The sequence below is a fragment of the Aminipila luticellarii genome (genome assembly GCF_004103735.1).
GTDB classification, from domain to species: domain Bacteria; phylum Bacillota; class Clostridia; order Peptostreptococcales; family Anaerovoracaceae; genus Aminipila; species Aminipila luticellarii.
Window position 1 is genome coordinate 2,373,828 of the sequence record NZ_CP035281.1, and the last position, 18,597, is coordinate 2,392,424.

General features: G+C 50.1%; 24 protein-coding genes and 1 riboswitch. Of the genes, 11 read left to right on the forward strand and 13 right to left on the reverse strand.

Annotated features, from left to right (window positions below):
* Window positions 1–2 precede the first annotated feature (2 nt).
* From EQM06_RS11025 to EQM06_RS11065, 9 genes are read right to left on the reverse strand one after another with little or no spacing between them, the layout of a single operon-like run.
* Window positions 3–506: a gamma-glutamylcyclotransferase family protein gene (locus EQM06_RS11025; RefSeq protein WP_018213972.1), complete on the reverse strand. Its 504-nt coding sequence runs from the start codon at window positions 504–506 to the stop codon at window positions 3–5.
* Between the two features lie 12 nt (window positions 507–518).
* Complete coding sequence (locus EQM06_RS11030) at window positions 519–1,556, reverse strand: amidoligase family protein (protein WP_018213973.1); 1,038 nt, start codon at window positions 1,554–1,556, stop codon at window positions 519–521.
* A gap of 13 nt (window positions 1,557–1,569) precedes the next feature.
* On the reverse strand, window positions 1,570–2,142 hold the full coding sequence (locus EQM06_RS11035; RefSeq protein WP_230974963.1) for a hypothetical protein: 573 nt from the start codon (window positions 2,140–2,142) through the stop codon (window positions 1,570–1,572).
* Window positions 2,069–3,901: a VirB4 family type IV secretion system protein gene (locus EQM06_RS11040; protein ID WP_018213975.1), complete on the reverse strand. Its 1,833-nt coding sequence runs from the start codon at window positions 3,899–3,901 to the stop codon at window positions 2,069–2,071. Before EQM06_RS11040 ends, EQM06_RS11035 begins: the two co-directional genes overlap by 74 nt.
* Window positions 3,894–4,481, reverse strand: coding sequence for a hypothetical protein (locus tag EQM06_RS11045; RefSeq protein WP_020493352.1), 588 nt, complete (start codon window positions 4,479–4,481; stop codon window positions 3,894–3,896). Before EQM06_RS11045 ends, EQM06_RS11040 begins: the two co-directional genes overlap by 8 nt.
* 2 nt (window positions 4,482–4,483) lie before the next feature.
* Complete coding sequence (locus tag EQM06_RS11050) at window positions 4,484–4,741, reverse strand: hypothetical protein (RefSeq protein WP_018213977.1); 258 nt, start codon at window positions 4,739–4,741, stop codon at window positions 4,484–4,486.
* Window positions 4,717–7,113 carry a DNA cytosine methyltransferase gene (locus tag EQM06_RS11055; protein WP_074432651.1) on the reverse strand — a complete coding sequence of 799 codons (2,397 nt, stop codon included), beginning with the start codon at window positions 7,111–7,113 and terminating at the stop codon, window positions 4,717–4,719. Before EQM06_RS11055 ends, EQM06_RS11050 begins: the two co-directional genes overlap by 25 nt.
* Window positions 7,113–7,496 carry a DUF7768 domain-containing protein gene (locus EQM06_RS11060; protein ID WP_018213984.1) on the reverse strand — a complete coding sequence of 128 codons (384 nt, stop codon included), beginning with the start codon at window positions 7,494–7,496 and terminating at the stop codon, window positions 7,113–7,115. Before EQM06_RS11060 ends, EQM06_RS11055 begins: the two co-directional genes overlap by 1 nt.
* Before the next feature lie 19 nt (window positions 7,497–7,515).
* On the reverse strand, window positions 7,516–8,421 hold the full coding sequence (locus tag EQM06_RS11065; protein ID WP_018213985.1) for a conjugal transfer protein TrbL family protein: 906 nt from the start codon (window positions 8,419–8,421) through the stop codon (window positions 7,516–7,518).
* A gap of 200 nt (window positions 8,422–8,621) precedes the next feature.
* Between EQM06_RS11065 and EQM06_RS12925 the strand changes: the two genes are divergently transcribed.
* A complete protein-coding gene (locus EQM06_RS12925; RefSeq protein WP_018213986.1) occupies window positions 8,622–8,789 on the forward strand; it encodes a hypothetical protein in 168 nt (55 codons plus the stop codon).
* Window positions 8,790–8,947: 158 nt separating this feature from the next.
* On the opposite strand, the gene EQM06_RS11070 is transcribed toward EQM06_RS12925, so the two are convergent.
* The 4 genes from EQM06_RS11070 to EQM06_RS11085 form a co-directional block, all read right to left on the reverse strand.
* On the reverse strand, window positions 8,948–9,367 hold the full coding sequence (locus EQM06_RS11070) for a pyridoxamine 5'-phosphate oxidase family protein (RefSeq protein WP_018213987.1): 420 nt from the start codon (window positions 9,365–9,367) through the stop codon (window positions 8,948–8,950).
* 48 nt (window positions 9,368–9,415) lie between these two features.
* Window positions 9,416–9,805 (reverse strand): VOC family protein, encoded by a 390-nt coding sequence (locus EQM06_RS11075; RefSeq protein ID WP_018213988.1) that lies wholly within the window; start codon window positions 9,803–9,805, stop codon window positions 9,416–9,418.
* Window positions 9,806–9,818: 13 nt separating this feature from the next.
* Entirely contained in the window at window positions 9,819–10,259 is a 441-nt protein-coding gene (locus tag EQM06_RS11080) for a GyrI-like domain-containing protein (RefSeq protein ID WP_018213989.1), read from the reverse strand.
* A gap of 66 nt (window positions 10,260–10,325) precedes the next feature.
* Entirely contained in the window at window positions 10,326–11,219 is an 894-nt protein-coding gene (locus EQM06_RS11085; protein ID WP_018213990.1) for a helix-turn-helix transcriptional regulator, read from the reverse strand.
* Window positions 11,220–11,538: 319 nt separating this feature from the next.
* Between EQM06_RS11085 and EQM06_RS11090 the strand changes: the two genes are divergently transcribed.
* From EQM06_RS11090 to EQM06_RS11135, 10 genes are all read left to right on the forward strand, one after another.
* Window positions 11,539–11,886: a hypothetical protein gene (locus EQM06_RS11090; protein ID WP_018213991.1), complete on the forward strand. Its 348-nt coding sequence runs from the start codon at window positions 11,539–11,541 to the stop codon at window positions 11,884–11,886.
* A gap of 262 nt (window positions 11,887–12,148) precedes the next feature.
* Window positions 12,149–12,463, forward strand: a complete 315-nt coding sequence (locus EQM06_RS11095; RefSeq protein ID WP_018213992.1) for an ArsR/SmtB family transcription factor — start codon at window positions 12,149–12,151, stop codon at window positions 12,461–12,463.
* A 93-nt stretch (window positions 12,464–12,556) separates the two neighbouring features.
* The gene (locus EQM06_RS11100) at window positions 12,557–13,570 is read left to right on the forward strand and encodes a permease (protein ID WP_018213993.1); all 1,014 of its coding nucleotides are present in this window, start codon (window positions 12,557–12,559) and stop codon (window positions 13,568–13,570) included.
* Between the two features lie 15 nt (window positions 13,571–13,585).
* Complete coding sequence (locus tag EQM06_RS11105; RefSeq protein ID WP_018213994.1) at window positions 13,586–14,359, forward strand: DUF2703 domain-containing protein; 774 nt, start codon at window positions 13,586–13,588, stop codon at window positions 14,357–14,359.
* Between the two features lie 59 nt (window positions 14,360–14,418).
* Complete coding sequence (locus EQM06_RS11110) at window positions 14,419–14,661, forward strand: hypothetical protein (RefSeq protein ID WP_020493353.1); 243 nt, start codon at window positions 14,419–14,421, stop codon at window positions 14,659–14,661.
* A gap of 25 nt (window positions 14,662–14,686) precedes the next feature.
* Window positions 14,687–15,130, forward strand: coding sequence for a thioredoxin family protein (locus EQM06_RS11115; RefSeq protein WP_018213996.1), 444 nt, complete (start codon window positions 14,687–14,689; stop codon window positions 15,128–15,130).
* A gap of 4 nt (window positions 15,131–15,134) precedes the next feature.
* Window positions 15,135–16,181, forward strand: a complete 1,047-nt coding sequence (gene arsB / locus EQM06_RS11120; protein ID WP_018213997.1) for an ACR3 family arsenite efflux transporter — start codon at window positions 15,135–15,137, stop codon at window positions 16,179–16,181.
* Window positions 16,178–16,585: an arsenate reductase ArsC gene (locus tag EQM06_RS11125; RefSeq protein ID WP_018213998.1), complete on the forward strand. Its 408-nt coding sequence runs from the start codon at window positions 16,178–16,180 to the stop codon at window positions 16,583–16,585. The genes arsB and EQM06_RS11125 overlap by 4 nt, the downstream gene beginning before the upstream one ends.
* 296 nt (window positions 16,586–16,881) lie before the next feature.
* Window positions 16,882–17,223, forward strand: a complete 342-nt coding sequence (locus EQM06_RS11130; RefSeq protein ID WP_026184155.1) for a helix-turn-helix domain-containing protein — start codon at window positions 16,882–16,884, stop codon at window positions 17,221–17,223.
* 49 nt (window positions 17,224–17,272) lie between these two features.
* Window positions 17,273–18,148, forward strand: a complete 876-nt coding sequence (locus tag EQM06_RS11135) for a methionyl aminopeptidase (protein ID WP_026184156.1) — start codon at window positions 17,273–17,275, stop codon at window positions 18,146–18,148.
* A 274-nt stretch (window positions 18,149–18,422) separates the two neighbouring features.
* Window positions 18,423–18,527: riboswitch (NiCo riboswitch) on the forward strand.
* Window positions 18,528–18,597: the final 70 nt, after the last annotated feature.

Consider the following 18,597-nt stretch of genomic DNA (forward strand, 5'->3'; position numbering starts at 1 on the left):
CGTCACCACCATTTCAGACCGCCAAAGCCGAATAGACTCTGCTGTTCCGGCTCCGGCTCACTTGCCATGAGCTGCTCGGTATAGTCCACCGCCTGCTCCAGAACAGCGGTGTCAAAGCCCGCGGTTTTGTAGCCCTCACGGATGGTGTTGTAGTAATAGTCCGAGGGATACCCCAAGCGATGCCCCGGCGTCATCACATAGACCATGGCGGACACCGACTGTCCATCCAGTGGCAGTTCCATCAGTTCCTTGTCATAGAACCGGGGAAAGCCCTCATAAACATCCAGCGCCGCTTCATCCTTCGGCGTGATCTTCCACAGCAAAACAGGGACGGAGGAACCCTCGCAGGGCTCAATGGTGGCAACGGCTCCGTTTCGGCCGCCCCGGAACACAAGGGCATAATCCTTGATTTCGGATGCCCCCACCACCTTGGCGGATGGGCACCGGTGCGCCATCTGCGGCAGATTAAGATTGCTGCCATAGGCGATATACAGTTTGCTTTTCATACGTTCTCCCTTCTACATGGACATAGTAAAAGCGGGGGACTGCTCGTCCTCCGCTTCCATAATAGGTTCCGGCACCGCTTCTTCCGGGGGAGCCTGTGTCTGCTGACGCTCCGCCTCCCGCTTCTGACGCAGCCGTTCCTTTTGCCTTTGGGCCTGTGCCGGGTCTTTCCACGCGATGCAGCCCTCCAGATGATCCAGCAGATGCTTACGGGCGGTTTTAAACTCGTCCCCGATCATACCGAGGCGCAGAAGCCAAACACGGAAAGTATATTTTTCATTGCTGGACTGTGTTTTCGTAGGACTTGCCGACCGCTGGTTGAGCGCCTGCGCGGTCATGGCAAGACAGAACTGGATGTACGCCTTGATTTTTCCGGCGTGCAGCTCTCCGTTGAACGCCCGGAATTCCACCGTACCCTTTTGGAACACACTGTGCAGATTCAGGCAGTGGTAGCGGCTATGGTGGTAATGCTCCCGGCTGCCGTCCCCGCCGTTATACCAGAGGCTTTTCAGCCGGTCGAGGGTGGCGGGCTTCTGCCGGTTGAGCCGCTCTAAAAAAGCGGGGTCAATCTTCTGGCAGTAGTGGCTTTCCCTCCCACGCGAGACCTTCAGCGCCTTGTAAATCATATCCTCCTTGGCCGCCATGATGTTGACCAGATTACGGAGGTGGGGTGCGTCAAAGGGCGCGGCATTGATATGAATGTGGATGCCACAGGAGGAATTCACAAACGCACCGGCCTCCCGGAGCCTGCGGATCAGCTCCTGCACCGTTTCGATATCCCCGTACTGGCAGATGGGGCTGACCAGCTCCACGCTGTAGTTCCGGTCGGCGCTGACCTTCCTGCGGCCCTCCTTCCGCTGGCAGTCCAGACTGCCGTCGCTCATGACCTTCCATTTGCGGCCGGTGGTATCCCTTGCGAAATAGGTGTCATAGAAGCTGCCCTCATATTCTTTTGTGGTGCCGAAATATTCGGCAATGACCTCGGCAGCGCGGCTTCTGGTAAGCCCGGTCATTTCAATTTCAATCCCGAAATCCTGACCCTGTATCTCCATTTACTCACCGCCTTTACCATATCCTGTGCTGCAGGGTCAGGTCTTTTTCCTGAGACAGCCCCGCCAGCTCCGCCGCAGAGTTGATGAAGCCGCACAGCCGTTCCCTGCGCCAGGTATCAATGAGATACCGCCCGCATTCCTCGTTGAGCGCATTGATTTTCAGCACCGTATCCCGCACACACTCTGAAACGGCGGCGGGATCACCCTGCGCCAAGGTGAGGTCGTCAATGTAGTCATCCAGAATCTGCCCCATGACAGACACATCCTCCGGGGTATAGTGGTAGCTCCCGGCGTAGGGATCGGGGTATTCCTTGCCATCCATGCAGCACCGGAGCTGCTCCAAAATGGCGGGGCGCTCGTCGCAATCCGCTTTCTGGTATTTCTCCATAAACGCTAAAAGATCCGCCTCCCGATTGGGTGTGTAGCGGATGAAGGACAGCATATCTTCGAGGAGTCCTGATTTGTTTTCTTTCTGCTGTTGCAGTCTGTTCATGATTTTTCTCCTTTCCATGTTATCTGCCGCCCGCCGTTCCGAACAATTTCTCCTTATATGCCGGAGCGTGAACCGCGAGGTTATACCGCTCAATGCCGCATTTGTAGAGGCAGACACCGCGCTGGGGAAAGCGGATCAGGTTGTATTCGCTTTCTTCCAGCTGGAGGGAGTCGATATAGAACCGCTTGTCGATGTTGCCTGCGTTGAACAGAAACGCATGAGACGGAATGGAAAACAGCGGCTTGGTCAATTCGCGGATGTGCTCAATATTGAAGTCCTCCAAGTTCTGTGACGAAAGAATAACCGCCGATTCCTTCTTGCGCACACGCTTCATGAAATTGCGGATGTATTCAATGGCTGTCAGGTTCGTGAGGAACAGATACAACTCGTCAATGGAGGCGGCGGTGTTCCCCTCGGTCAGAAGCTTGTCGCTCATGAAGGACAGAACATTGAACAGCAGGGCGTTTTTCACGTTCCGACTGGCCTGGAGCAAGCCTTTTACTCCGAACACAATAAAGCGGTCGGAGGTTACGTTGGTGTGGCCGTTGAAAAACTGACTTTCCGCGCCCATGCACATGGAGTGAAGCCCCAGCAGGATTTCCTGCAAAAGCTCCGGCGGGTAGAGCTGGTATTTGGTTTTGTCGTAGCCCTTGTACTCGGCTTCAATCAGGGCATAGAGGTCGGACAAAATGGGGTAGTCCGTGGCGGCAAGGCTCTTGAAATCGGTGCGGTCGCTGATTCCGAACTGTTCGTACAGCTTGCCCAGCATGATTTCAATGGCGTCAATGTGGCGGTCGGAAAAATCTTTGTAGCACCGGAAGAAATCCTTGAGAAAGCTGATGTGCTGACTGAGCTTGGTGGACTGGCGGAACGCCTGGGGCGCGTCGGTGTCCTCCGGGCTGCCGCCCTCGTCCCATGTTTTCGGCTCCAGCGGGTTGATCCGGTACCGGCCCGACATGAGATCAATGAAACAGCCGCCGAGGTTTTCCGCCAGCTCCACATATTCGTGCTCTGGATCAAGGCACAGAACCGACTTGCCCGATTCGAGGATATTGCAGAGAATGAGCTTTAACAGGTAGCTCTTGCCTTGGCCGGAGTTACCGAGTATCAGGACATTGGCGTTGGTTTTGTCATCGTCGCGCTTGTCAAAATCCGCAATGATATTGGAGCCGAACTTATCCCTGCCGAGGTAAAAGCCGTGAGGGTCGGTCTTACCGCTGTAGTTGAAAGGATAGAGGTTTGCCACGGAGCTTGCGGGCAGCACCCGTTCAAACTGGCTGGCGAACACATTCCAGCCAGCGGGGCCTACGGCGAGAAAACCCTCCCGCTGGCGCAGCATGAGCCGGTCCACATTGAGCTTGGAGCGCACCAGCTCGGTGAGCACATCGGTCTGGAGCAGCTTCAGCGCATCGGAATCGTGAGCGGTCAGCTCGATAAAAACAGCGCAGTGCAGAAGCGGCTCCCGATTCCGGTGCATGGAGGAGACCAGCGTCACTACATCCTGCAGATTGCTTTCGGCGGTGACGGTCTGCTGGAGATCGTTGGTACTGCTCTTATCCATGCGATTTTTGTTGGCGGCATTGTGGATGATCTTCTTTTCCTCGGCCGCCGTTACCTGACGGGTGTAGATGCGCAGGGTCACGCCGTCCTTTTCTCCGAGGTGGCGCAGGATGGCCTGTTCCTCGGTAGCTGTGGGATATTCCCGCAGCACCCACACACAGCGGTAGGTGTTGCCGCATATGAAGTGGTCGGTGTTGAATTTGATGATGCCCGGAGCGATCATGTCAAGGAAATCCTTGATTTTTGCATCCTCCTGCGGCACTGATTTTTCTCTTTTTCTGTTTTTACTCACCGAAAATCACCCACCTTTCTCCGTCATAATCCTCGTATTGTTCCGTTGTGACATTCTGCTCATAATAGACACCCAGCAGGCGCTTGATGTCCGATTCACCCGCCTTGCGCACCGTGAAGCCCTGATCCTTAAGGCTCTTTTCGATGCGGGAGAGGTAGGGCTGAACATCGCGTTCCTTTTCATTTCTCAGCCGGATGATGATTAGAAATTCCCTTGCCGTTGCCATCTGCACCTGCATACGGTCAAGGGCGGTCTGATCCTGTGCCAGCAGTTTTCGGATGACAGGATTCTGCTCGGCATCCATTCTTGCTTTGAGATAACTCTTATTGTCCTCGAAGTTTTCCCGGCTGTTCAGGCACAGCATTTCAATTTCAGCAATGCCCTTGAGAACATTCATAAGAGCGTAGATTCTTGCCCCCACGCTGCTCTCAGACAAAACACTGATATTGGTCGGTTTAATCATAAAAAACACCAGCTCACCGTGGGGCGTTACAAGGCTGTGGGCGGTGATGCCATCAATGCCCATGAGCTGGCGGGTGGAGGCTTTTTCTCTGGCCTCCTGTTTCTTTTTTCTGTTCATATTCATCCCCTCCATTCGTAGGTCTGCTGCTTGCCAAAGAAGAAAGCGACGGCGTAGCGGATAAAGTCAAGGATGCTCACATCCTCGAAGCGGATGGATAAAAAGGCATAGACCGCCGTCAGAACAATGGGCGGCAGCCAGCCCAGCCGGGAGAGGGCAAAGACAGAAATCAGGCATTCGATGCCGATGATTCCGATGTCCCGCAGATCCCACAGCCACAGGGTCGCCTTTGATTTTAAGTTGTCGGGGTAGATGTACATCGGGGTGATCCCTCCTGTTCCTCATAGATTTTTCGTAAAAAATAAGCGATGCCTCGGAGGACAAAGTCCACGCAGGGTATCGCCACACTATTTCCAAGAGCTTTATACCGGGCGCTGTCAGATGCCCCCGGAATTAGCGTCCAGCCATCGGGAAAACCTTGGAGCCGTTCACATTCCAGAGGGGTAAGCCTGCGGATGAGGTTGCGCCTTTCCACAATGCATTTGTTCTGACTGACATACTGGCTGCCGATGCCTTTCTCATCTCCACGGCAAAGCGCGCCCACCACCTCTTGGTATGGCTCACACACTGCGTGCCGGTCGCTGGTTGTAATGGTGTAGCTGATGTCCGGCTGACAGCCGAGGCCGTTGCCGCCGTTTTCCGGCTCCCGGTCGATGGTGTTTCCGGCAATGCAGATGGTTTCCTGCAAAATAGCAATGCCGCCTTGGTTCTTGCTGGGATCGGGGCTGGTTGTGTCAATGGTTCTGGCAACCTCCGTTTCCCGGCATCCCGAATGGGGATTTGCTGATTTCATGCTGTTGGATTCCTTGGAATCCAGCGAAAAGGCAACGGCACTGCCCACCAGCGGAACATTATTGCCGCCTGTTCCCATCCGGGCGGACATGGTGGGCGCTACTGCATGGGGGCCGGTGTAGCGGCTGTCAATGCCGTGATTTTCAAATAATACCGGCTGATTATTGCCACTCATCCCGGCACTTGCCGTAATGGTCGGGCAGATGCCCTCGCCAATTTCAGCGCCGCCCTGCTGGGTCGCCATGACCAGCGGCTGATTGTTCCCGCCCTGCCCGAAGCCTGCGGATACTGTCTGCGACACATCCACCGGTCCGGTAAAGCGGGAATCTTGTGCGTGGTTGTCAAACACCAGCGGCTGGTGTCCATGCTCCTGTGCGCGGAGGGTGCCGGTGATATCCTCGGTACAGTGCATCTGACTGCCGCCCTGATCGTTGAGGCACAGTACCGATGGGGCCGTGCCGGTTTTAATGGTGGGTGAGCACTCCGCCTGATAGCCGATTCCTCTCGCATCGGCGCTGGCATTTCCGCAGAAGCCCGCGGTAAGCACACAGGGATAGCCCTGTCCGGCCTGCCCACCGCCGCCGGTAATAGAGGTGTGTACCTCCGGTGAGAGAAAGCAGTCGCCGTCACCCTTGCTGACAACGCCTGCCGCAAACAGAAGCCCTGCCGGGTTTCTTCCCCCGCCGCCGTCCGCACCGGCAAGAGTCGGCGCCACACCCTCCGGCGTGAACACACGGCTTTGCTGGGTATCCCAGCCGTTCAGACAGTTTGGCTGAGATACAAGGGGAGGATGCCCGCCCATACCGGCGCGCAGCGTGGACGCCACATCCTCGGTGACATCCATCCGTTCGCCGCCCTGATCGTTTAAGCACAACAGCGGTTCTGCCACAAAGGTCTGCTGTTTCATCCCCGGCTGAGCCTGTACTGCCCCTGCAATATCGTGCAAATCCCGCACTTCATCACGTTGGTTGGCGGCGAAAGCAATGGGTATTCTTTCTTCTGTCTGAATATATCCGTGCCCACCGCCTTCACCACTATAGAGGGCGGGCCATGTTCCGGTTTCTTCAAAAATGCGGCGGCTCTGTACATCCCATGGGGTCAGGCAAGCCCCGCCTGTATCATCAGTGCGTCCCTGAGCTGGGGCGGCAGCTCCTTGCCGCGGGCCTCCGCTCTGCGCAATATCCCCAAACAGGCTGTCTTGCTTAAATAGTATTTCGGGTGCGGTCGTGCCTCCAAAATCTGCGACAAGGAAGATGCGACGGCGGCGCTGGGCGACTCCCCAGAATTGAGCGTCCATGACTCTCCAAGCCAGGCTGAATTCATTTCCCAAAAGGACAGCCCCAGCAGATTCCCAGCGCCCGGACTCAGGTCGAGGCACATCACAGGCACTGTACTTAATGCGGACGATCTCCTCAATGACCGCCCGGAAGTCCTCCCCCTCTGCGGAGCTGAAGGCTCCGGGGACATTCTCCCAAACGAGGTATCGAGGTCGAACAAGGTGAGCTGGTACGTTTCGTTGCTCATCGGATTTTCTCATCTCCTTCGCAATGCGTGTCTGCTCCATAAACAGGCCGGAACGCTCACCCGCCAAGCCCCGGCGCTGGCCAGCGACCGATAAATCTTGACACGGGCTGCCGCCGCAAATGACGTCCACAGGCGGCAATTTCGCTCCGTCCAGCTTTGTAATATCCCCGACATGGAGCATTTCGGGGAATCGGATTTTCGTCACTTCAATGGGAAAGGCTTCGATTTCACTGGCCCATACGGGAGTGATACCGTTGCGGATAGCCGCCAATGGAAAACCTCCGATCCCATCGAAGAGGCTCCCCATCGTCATCATCAGGCCATCCTCATCGCCTGCTGGGGAGCTTCGGCCGGTTCGGTGCCTTTGGCTCTGCCGATGGCAAAGCCGTTTTCCTGTTCCATCACCCGGCGAACCGGGATTCCGATTCTGACCGCTTCCTCGATTTCAAGGTGCATTCCATAGGAGATGCGGTCGCCGTAGCACCACAACTCGTCACAGCGGGGCAGCATGGCAAGTCCCATATCCAGACCCGCCTGACGCTCCTGCGGATTGGAATCATCAAGGAGCTGCGGATATAACAGATGGGGCGCAAAAAAAGCGTGCCCCTCGTTCATCACATGGCGGCACGCTTTCCTGGCAAATGCGGTGTTCTGTTCGATGTCCCCGGCATAAGGGGACGCCACATAGATTAATTTCATAGGCTTTTCCTTTCTGTGCTTATTTCGGCGCTACCGCCTGTACGATGGTGCGGGTGGTGTTGACGGCAGCCTGTGCGGTATACACGGCGCTCATCACGTTGGCCTTTGTACTGGTATCCAGCCCGAAGGCTCCGGCAATTCGCGGTACTTCTCCTGCGGCCAGCATCAGACCAAGCCCCAGCAGAGCGTGGGTTCGCAGCACCATAAGCCCCGCCGCAAGGATGGTTGCCTGCAAAAATGTGGTGAGGCACAGACCGATGATCTGCTTGCACCACTGTGTAAAACCGTCGATGTAGCCGCGGGGAACGGAAAACATATACAGGCTGCCCACGGCAATCTGTATGAGCAGGATGCCGCCGCGCTTCAGGTTGGCAAAGAACACCTTAATGACCGCGTACCCCATCATGATGATCATAAAGAGCAGCAGGATGGGGCTTGTAATGACAGCCAGCCCTCCGAACACGCCGGAGCCCATGGCGCCAACCATATCCGGTGAGCTGCCAAGCTCGGAAATGATGTTCCCGGCAAGGTCGCCAAAGCTGGTTCCATAGCCGGTGATCCCCGCCGTGAGGCTGCTCTGGAGATTGACCGAGAGCTTGAACAGCTCCACCGGCACGATGGTAAAAAGGGACACCGCCATAAAGCCCTTAATGGCGTTTAAGGCGGTGTCCTTGATGCTGCCCCGGCCGTGCTGGTACTCGATGCCGGTTTCAAACGCCGACACCACCAGCCCGGTTCCATACAGCGCCCAAGCCAGATAGGAAAAAAACAGGACGATGGACTGCACCCAGCTCATTTCGAACAGCTCCACGCCCATATTTCCCATCTGTGCAAAAAAATCGGCCAGAAAACCGACCACCTGTCCGTAGAGCCATTCGATGATCTGATCCATCACGGTTCCAAGGACAAAGTCCCATATGAACATTGGATTCTCACCCCTTTCTGTGGAAATAAAAAAGGCACACCATGCAATAAAATGCGGTGTGCCTGCATATCTGTCTGAACGGATTTCTGACAGGGTGCTAACATTTAGAAAACTTCAGAAACGACTTGACAATCCGTCCGGTCAGAGCTTCAATACCACACAACGGTGGCCGCCGAAATAAGGAAAAGGAGGTCTATTGTGTGGCAGATTACAAAAAAATGTATGATTCGCTGTTTAACGATGTGACGGATGCCATCTCGCTGCTTCAGCGTGCGCAGCAAAAGACGGAGGAGCTTTTTATCTCCGGTGATGACGGCGTTATTGTGGAACTCAAAAGAGATTCAGAGCCCGACGGCAACGATAAATAGCATAGCCCGTTTACAAAAAGCAAGGAGAGCGGTTCTGCCGCCCTCCTTGTTTTGCTGCTGCAAACGTCTTTTGGGGGAAATAAAAAAGGCACACCGTGGGTTCATTCACAGTGCGCCTTGGAGAATAGTTGCAACTCGCTGCCGACAGGGGTTTCAGACTATACCGCAATCGTTTCCATGTGTTCAAAGTCAATGACCACATCCGCTTGGTCAAAGGTGATTTCGAACAGGATAAGCGCAGGAAGTACATCAGGGATGCTCATAATGTATTCCGGCAGCTTCAATAGAAACTGATCCTTGATGGCTTCCACCGAAACAGAGCTTTTCCGAACAATCCCATTCCTGACCCGAACGTGTTCTTCTCCACTTTCCGGAATCGTTGTGAATGCAGCATGAGGATTTTTCTCAAACTCCGCAACCTTTTGGTTGTCGCTAAAGGTGGAGAAATACAGGGCTTTCGTCTCTGCATCATAATAAAAATTGACGATGCGTACATTGGGCGCTCCGTCTGCCGCTGTAGCCAGCGCCATGGCTGTTTGTGTTTGCATCATGCGCTCAAATTCTTTTCTATAATCCATTTGTTATTTCGTCTCCTTCTTTTTAGGCATAGGCAATTGTGTAGCTGCTTATTTGGTAAAGGAACCAATTTCAATTAAGTTGCCCTCTGGATCTGCAACATAGCAAGTCCGCTGTCCCCACGGCTCTGTTGTAGGTTCTAAGACCGGCACGGCACCGTTTGACACAACCCGCTTAAAGGTATCATCTACTGCGGCATAGTTTTCTACACCCATCGCAATTTCATAATGGCCATGGATGCCATTCGCATAAGAAAACGACCTTTTTGCCATCTGCTCAAAATCTGTTCTGCGATAAAGTAAAAACAAAGTGCCATCTTTCACCAGATAGACATTGCTGGAATCTTCTTCCTCCTTGATTTCAAACCCAAGAACATCACGGTAAAAACGCACCATAGTCGGCATATCTTTCACGAAAATTCCGAAGCCTTCTAATTTCATACGTTTCCCCCCCTTACTTCAGAGCAATGTAGATATCAATATCACAGTTTTCCGGGTCGGCATTTCGGTATTCCTCGAAATCGCCTGTAAAGCTGCGGTCTAAATCCGTCTGCCAAATCTCTCCCCATGAGTCAGAGACGGCCTTTTCCATATGCCCATGCACAGAGAATTTTGCGTATTTTCCGGCAGGGATTGTTTTTACGGTCAGTTCAGGATTTTCTGCCTTGGAAACCTCATTACCCGCTGTTACACAGTACCCATCGGCCGTATAATCGGAATACAGCCCAATGGCGTACTCGTTTACCTTGTTTTTTATCACGGCATTGATGCCGCCTTGGTATAACTTCTCCCAAAGCCCGCCAATGATTTTCCCCATTTCAGGGTCGCTGTTGCTGGTCGCAGCACTTACCCCAACAATAATCTTTTCCTCTAAATGCACAACTTCGTAGTTCATTTGATCGTCCTCCTTGTCTTTGATACTATCATCATAGCAAAGACCAATTGACAGCAGCGTGTCATATTATAAATATTGTGCCAGTGTTTTTTGCAGCTTATCCTTGATTTGCAGGCGGATATCCTCCGGTTCTATGATCTCACAATCCTCACCAAAGGTCGCAAGATATTGATAGACCCAATCGCCTCTGGGCATGGTGAGCGTCGCAATGAAATCACCGCTGGGAAGCGTTTTGTATTGTGAAAATTCATCATAGACACGATACGCCATTTTCTTTGACAGCTTCAGTGTGATTGTCACGAAATCATCTTGAAATATTTTTGTGCCTTCAAATATCTTCGCGGAGGCAGTGCGTTCAAAGCGCTCGTCAAGCAGCTTCAATTCTTTCATGCGCCGCAGTTTGAAAAACCGATAATCTTGACGCACTGTGCAGAAAGCATAAAGATACCAGCTCTGTCCCTTAAAGCAGAGTTTCATGGGTTCTGCTGTGCGCTGCGTGCTGCCCTCACTGCTGTGATACTGAAACGCCACTTTTTTCTTTCCGAGAATGGCGCTTTTCAGCAGGCTGAACAGCTGCGCTTCCTCATCGGCGTTTGCCCAGCCGGAGAAATCAACTTCAACCCAATCGGCGCTGGTGTTTCCAAATAGGGAGGACAGCTTTTGCACCGCAGTATTGGTTTGCTCCAAGTTGACCGCATCTACTGCGTGAAGTGCAGCGAGAATATCTGACTTTTCGCCATCGGTCAGGACAGTTTTATTGAGAACGAAGTCAGGGAGCAGTGAAATTCCACCACCCTTGCCCTTGGTCATATAAATGGGTATTCCCGCCGAGGATAGAAGCTCTACATCCCGGTAAATCGTGCGGGGTGAAACCTCAAAGTGTGTTGCGAGCTCCCCGGCGGTCATACTTTTTTTGTTCAGCAATAGATAAACCATTTCGAATAGCCTGTTAATCTGCATATTATCACCTCTACTGCTTTTATTATAAGATGATAATATGACATCTACAAGACATATTAAAGCAACGAAACATTATTTGTTCCACTACATCCCCAAAATCGTCCAGAGTATCCTTGCAAAAGGATGGCGAACGGACTTTTTCATAGTATCTGTGTCCTTTCCATTGTTCATATTTGTTTAATTGAAAGTTCCGCTTTACTATGGTAAACTCACTTTATATATCTGCCGTGTAAAACTTTTGTGAAACGGTAGCATGGGAAATTAACGCTCGGTGAGCAAGTTTTATATAATTTATATAATGTGTGAGGTGGTGCAATAAATGTTTAATGAAATTTGTATCTATGAGGCAAAGATTGAAAAGCAAGAGGAAATTGAGCAACTTATGAAAGAGGTTGCCGCCTTTTATATGGAGCAGGATGGTGTTATTGAAGTTAGATATATCAAACGCACCCACCGCCAAACAGATTTTAATGCCGTTAAAGAAGGGGCATTGCCTGTTCGCCTCACACGCAATGTAGGCAAAGTCACTTATGTTTTACATTGGACTGTTAGAGATGAAGAAACTCACGCAAGGGTGTCAAAGTTAGGGTTAGAGCATTTTTACAAGCGATGGAACAGATGCTTAACCACTATGCCAAAAATTATTTTGGGTGAAAACATTGTGTAAGGGTATGAGCACACCCTCTGTTAGTAGTTTAACTTCACCTACACAATAAAATCTGACTTATCACGAATTTGAGCCGTTGCATCTTACTTGACGCAACGGCTCTTGCTTTGTCTACATGCCAAGAATAGTCCAGAGTATCCTTGCATTAGGTCGGTGAACGGATTTTAATTTTCATAAACAGCGCTTCCTTTCATATTGACATTTTTTGATGTGAAGCATATACTATATCATATCAAGATAATTTGATGTGAGGTGATAAACGTTGGAGCTTACTCCGGAGAAGAACGCTAATGTATTTAAGGCATTTTGCGATGAAAAGCGGCTTGCCATTTTGGAACTGCTGCGCAGCGGTGAAAAATGCGCCTGCGTGCTCATTGATCAAATGGAAATCGGTCAGTCCTCCTTGTCCTATCACATGAAGATTTTATGTGAATCGGGTATTGTCGAAAGCAGACAGGAAGGCAAATGGACACATTATAAAATCAGTGAACAGGGCAGCCACGAGGCCATGCTCCTGTTAAAAGCAATTACCACCCCCAATGCAACCGCTGAAGATACTCGTTGTTGCAATCAATAACGGCCATCTGATGGAAGATGGCTTTTATTCGGCACAACATATCAAGTTTTTTTGATATGACTATTGAATTTAAGAAAGAGAGGCGCTTACCCTATGGAGATCCTTCAAAATACGTGGCTGTTCTTTCAAGACCAAGTGCTTGGAATGAAATGGCTCAACGCCCTAATCGGTAATCTGCTCTCGTTGTTCGGTCTTGATGTAACAGGACGAATTGGTGGCAGCGTTCAATTCTTTATCTATGATGTACTAAAAATCACCGTACTGCTCTGCGTGCTGATTTTCATCATCTCGTACATTCAAAGCTACTTCCCGCCGGAACGAAGCAAGAAAATTATGAGCCGCTTTCACGGCGTGTGGGCAAATATCATGGCAGCACTGCTTGGCACGGTAACGCCTTTTTGCTCTTGCTCCTCCATACCTCTGTTCATTGGATTTACCAGTGCCGGACTGCCCCTTGGCGTGACTTTTTCCTTTCTGATTTCCTCACCCATGGTAGACCTCGGGTCGCTCGTTCTGCTCATGAGCATCTTTGGCACAAAGGTCGCTATCGTCTATGTCGTTGTGGGCCTGGTTATCGCGGTCGTTGGCGGTACGCTGATTGAAAAACTTCACATGGAAAACTATGTGGAAGAATTCATTCGCTCGGCAAGCGGCGTAGATTTTGAATCGCCTGACTTAACCCGCAAAGAGCGTGTCATTTACGCCAAGGATCAGGTGGTGTCAACCTTCAAAAAAGTTCTGCCGTACATTCTGGTTGGCGTGGGCATCGGAGCTATCATCCACAACTGGATTCCTGAAAGCTGGATTGAGATGGTGCTTGGCAGCAATAATCCTTTTGGGGTAGTGCTGGCAACTCTGCTTGGCGTTCCCATGTACGCTGACATTTTCGGCACGATTCCGGTGGCCGAAGCGCTGCTCTACAAAGGCGCGCAGCTTGGTACGGTTCTCTCCTTTATGATGGCAGTCACAACGCTTTCCCTGCCCTCCATCATCATGCTGCGCAAGGCGGTAAAGCCGAAGCTGTTGGGCACATTTATTGCCATCTGCACCATCGGCATTATCATTGTTGGCTATCTGTTTAATATTTTCCAGTATCTACTGGTTTAATGGGAGGGAAAGAGAATGGCTAAAAACTGGTATCCAGTCATCGATTATCTTGCTTGCACTGAATGCGGAACCTGCGTGGATTTTTGCTCCCACAGTGTTTATAACAAAGCAAAAGCCCCGTCCCCTGTGGTGATGCAACCCGGAAACTGCATTGACCGTTGCCACGGCTGCGGCAACAAGTGTCCGGCAGGCGCCATCTCCTATGTAGGCGACGATACTGGCTGGACACCGCCAAACGGCGAATGCAGTGCAAAAAAAAGCGTAGATTGCTGCCGCGGCGGGGCTTGTGAGGAGGATTCCTCCAAGGCTGTGCTTGTGGAATATCTCTATCTTGATCTCAATACCTGTGACCGCTGTATCGGCGCCGATGCGGTACTGGAAGAAGTTTTGGGCAGTATCGCGCCCGCTCTGGAGGCTGCCGGATATACCATGCGGCTTCAAAAGGTACAGATCGCCACAAAAGAACTGGCGGAGCACTACCGATTCCTTGCGTCGCCCACCATTCGTGTAAATGGGCAGGATATCTGCGGACCTGTTGCGGAAAACACCTGCGGCTGCTGTGGTGAAATCAGCGGAACCGATGTGACCTGTCGTACCTTTGCATACAAAGGTCAAGCCTATGAAGTACCGCCCAAAGCCATGCTGGCCGAAGGAATTCTAAGAGCTGTGCTCGGCATGGTGCAGCCCGTTTGTGACTGCGGCGAGTATTCACTTCCAGAAAATCTCAAAAACTTCTTTGAGGGAAAAGCTGTGAAGACCGGTTGCTGCCCTGAAGGTACTTGCGGATGAGTAAACAAAGGATATAAAAACAGTTATTCCACTTTTGATTTTCGCCGTCATTGCCGAGATTGACCTTTACGGTTTTGGGTATCCTTGCGGCCACGGCGGGCAGCCTTGTATGGAGTGTTTTGCTACTGCTGCTCTATTTCATTGGGCACGGCATTCTCGCCGTGATTGCGGAGCCTTCCATGGGCTTTGCCCAAAAGCTCTCCCAAAGCGAGAAGTATGGAAAAGCCAGCGCTATTTTGAAAATCGTCATGGGCGCGGTGATCCTGCTCATCGGTTTCTATTTGTTATATTCAGGTTTCTAATCATGAATTTAAGGAGGTTTTTATTATGGCATTGTTTGGTTTTGGTAAAAAGAAAAATGCAGAGGAAGAATTGGTGCAGTGTGGTTGCGGGGAAATGTGCAAGCCCTCCGAAATTGCCGCAAAGAAAGCTGACGAAGAAGCAAAAGCAAAAAACTCCGGTTGCTGCTGTGGCGGTGACTGCAATACAGAAACGATTGCGGAAGCCGAAAAAGCAAAAGTGAGCGGTTCATCCGTCAAGGTGCTTGGCTCGGGCTGTGCAAAGTGCAATCAACTGGAAGCGGCTACCTTGGAAGCGCTCAAAGAGCTTGGCATGGATGCCACCATTGACCATGTGACAGACTTTACACAGATCGCTGCTTACGGTGTGATGACAACTCCTGCATTGGTTGTGGACGGCAAGGTCGTTTCCTTTGGAAAGGTTTTAAAAAAGGACGAGGTCGTTAAAATCCTGCAAAAAGTACGGGGGTAAATTTATGGCAAAGGAAAAATCACAAAGCATTGGCTTCTTTCAAAAATACCTGACCGTGTGGGTTGCTCTCTGTATGACGGCAGGTGTTTTAATTGGTAAACTTTTACCTGCCGTTCCTGCATTTTTAGGCCGTTTTGAGTATGCCAGAGTTTCTATTCCGGTCGCCATCCTCATTTGGGTGATGATTTATCCCATGATGATGAAGGTGAATTTCCAGAGCGTCAAAAATGTGGGGAAAAACCCAAAGGGGTTATTCGTCACATGGGTGACAAACTGGCTCATCAAGCCGTTCACCATGTACGGTATCGCCGCGCTATTTTTCTATGTGGTTTTTAAGGGCTTGATTGCCCCTGACCTCGCCAAGGAGTATCTGGCGGGTGCAGTACTCTTGGGTGCGGCACCCTGCACAGCGATGGTGTTCGTCTGGAGCACGCTCACCAAAGGAAACCCTGCCTACACCGTAGTACAGGTAGCAACCAACGATTTGATTATTCTGGTTGCCTTTGTGCCGATTGTGAAATTCCTACTGGGCGTTTCCAACGTGTCCGTGCCATGGGACACGCTGATTTTATCGGTCATTTTATTTGTAGTCATTCCGCTTGCGGGCGGTATTCTGACCCGTGTGCTGGTGACAAATCGCAAGGGCACAGAGTATTTTGAAAACACCTTTGTCCATAAATTTGATAATGCCACCAGCATTGGTCTGCTGCTCACTTTGGTATTGCTGTTTTCCTTCCAAGGTGATGTGATTTTGAATAATCCGCTGCACATTCTACTCATTGCTGTGCCGCTTGTTTTGCAAACTTTCCTTATTTTCTTCATCGCTTATTTTGCTTGCAAATGGCTGAAGCTGCCCCATGATATTGCCGCCCCTGCGGGGATGATTGGCGCGTCCAACTTCTTTGAACTGTCGGTCGCTGTGGCGATTGCATTGTTTGGTACTACTTCACCGGCGGCTCTTGCCACCGTAGTTGGCGTGCTGACCGAGGTGCCGGTGATGCTGTTGCTTGTAAAAATCGCCAACAAAACGAAAGGATGGTTTCCAGTATGAGCAAACCTAAAGTAGCATTTATCTGCGTACACAACTCCTGCCGCAGCCAAATTGCCGAAGCACTGGGCAAGTACCTTGCGTCTGATGTCTTTGAAAGCTATTCTGCCGGAACGGAAGTAAAGCCGCAAATCAATCAGGATGCTGTGCGGCTGATGAAGCAGATTTATGGCATCGACATGGAGCGAACTCAGCGCAGTAAGCTGCTGGAGGAGATTCCCCCAGTGGATATCGTGGTGACCATGGGCTGCAATGTGCAGTGTCCTTTTTTGCCCTGTATGCACAGGGAGGATTGGGGGTTAGATGACCCAACCGGCAAAAGCGATGTGGACTTTGAACGTACTATAAAAGCAATCCGCTCTAAAATTGAGAATTTGAGAGAGCGAATCGCTGACAACAAACTATAAAGAACGAGGCTGGCGTTTGTCAGCCTCGTTTTCCTATTCTCCGTTACATCCCCAGTATCGTCCAGTCAATACTTGCATAAGGACAGTGGAAATTTGCGGCAACATATGGTACGATAACTTTTAACAAGTATTTGAATTGCTAATTATTTATAATCTGTACAGTAATTAAAGGCATCCGTAAACTCCTGCTGCAGCCAAATTACGGAGATTATCGGCAAGCACTTTATCTCATATGTGCAACTTATATCAGGTAATTGTCTGTGAGAATTGATATACTGGAGAAAGGAGTGAAGCAAATGTCTGTTCAAACAATAGAAACAATGGCAAAGTGGGTAGAAAATAACATAACAGAAAGCCCAAGCCTGCAAGATATGTCATCATATGTTGGTTATTCACCGTATTACTGCTCTACAAAGTTTCGGGAGCACATGGGTATGACATATAAACAATTTCTTGCCCAATGTAAATTAAAAGCTGCTGCTAATGATCTTTGCATAACCAATGACAGAATAACCGATATTGCTTTTCGATATGGGTACTCGTCATCTGAAGCGTTTGCAAGAGCTTTTTCACAAGCGTTTCAATGCTCGCCACGCCAATATCGGAAAACTTCCGGTGTTTCTCTTAGCTCACCTTAGTCTATAGGGCGTATTGCTCCCTCCGAATTTGTAAATGCGAGGAGATAAAATGTCTGACAAGTTTGGAAGAAATGATCTCTGCTGGTGTGGCAGCGGTCGAAAATATAAGAAATGTCATGGCCCTATTGATGAGCAAATTGAAATCTACCGCTTAAAGGGATATGAAGTGCCTTATCGAAAATTGCTTAAAACAAAACAACAGATTGAAGGTATTCGGGAAAGCAGCAAACGAAACATCGCTTTACTGGATTTCATTGCAAATTATGCGGTTGATGGAATCACCACGGAAGAGCTTGACCGGCTTATCTTCGAAAAAACCAAGGAACTGGGAGGCGTTCCAGCAACACTCAATTTTGACGGATACCCTAAGAGCGTGTGTATCTCAATTAATGATGTTGTATGTCATGGTATCCCCTCTGATCGTATATTCCTGCGAAACGGCGATATTGTAAATATTGATGTGTCTACAATTTATAACGGATTTTTTTCAGATTCTTCACGCATGTTTTGCATTGGTGCTGTTTCCGCTGAGAAACAAAAACTGGTTGATGTTGCGAAAGAGTGTGTGGAGCTGGGCATTGAACAGGTAAAACCGTGGGGATTTCTTGGTGATGTTGGGCAAGCTGTTCAAGACCATGCAAGGGAAAATGGATATTCTGTCGTTCGAGAAATCGGAGGCCACGGTATTGGTCTACAATTTCATGAAGATCCTTGGGTCGGTTATGTGACAAAGCAAGGAACAGGAATGCTCTTAGTCCCAGGACTTGTTTTTACTGTAGAGCCTATGATAAATATGGGAAAATCCAATATAGTAACAGATAAATGCGATAATTGGACTATTCGCACTGCTGATGGGAAGCCTTCTGCGCAATGGGAAAAACAGGTGTTAGTAACCGAAACTGGTTATGAGGTGTTGGCATATTAATGAACAGTTAGGAATAACCAGAATTTCTTATTATGAGCATAATGAGAACCTAAATGAGCAGACCCAGCTCCTTGCAGAACTGGACCTACTCATTATTACTACATGCCAAGAATAGTCCAGACAATCCTTGCATAAAGACGGTGAACGGATTTTTGTTTTCATTTTAATTCTCCTTACATCTTCTATAATATTCTGGTTGACAATGATTGCAATCCTGCATATAATATATAGAATCTCTTTGCACTGCATTACATTCAGCATGAATGCGAGATCAACAGTACAAACTGAGCAGGCGATGAACCTTTTTGTAAAGGTCATGGGGCCGGGCCGCCCAATGAGCGGCAACAGATTGCAATTTGAGCACATCTGTGGGACAGTAGTATGTTCCATAGGTGTGCTATTTTTTATACCCTGATGGAACACATGACCCCGAAATGGAGTGCCATAGA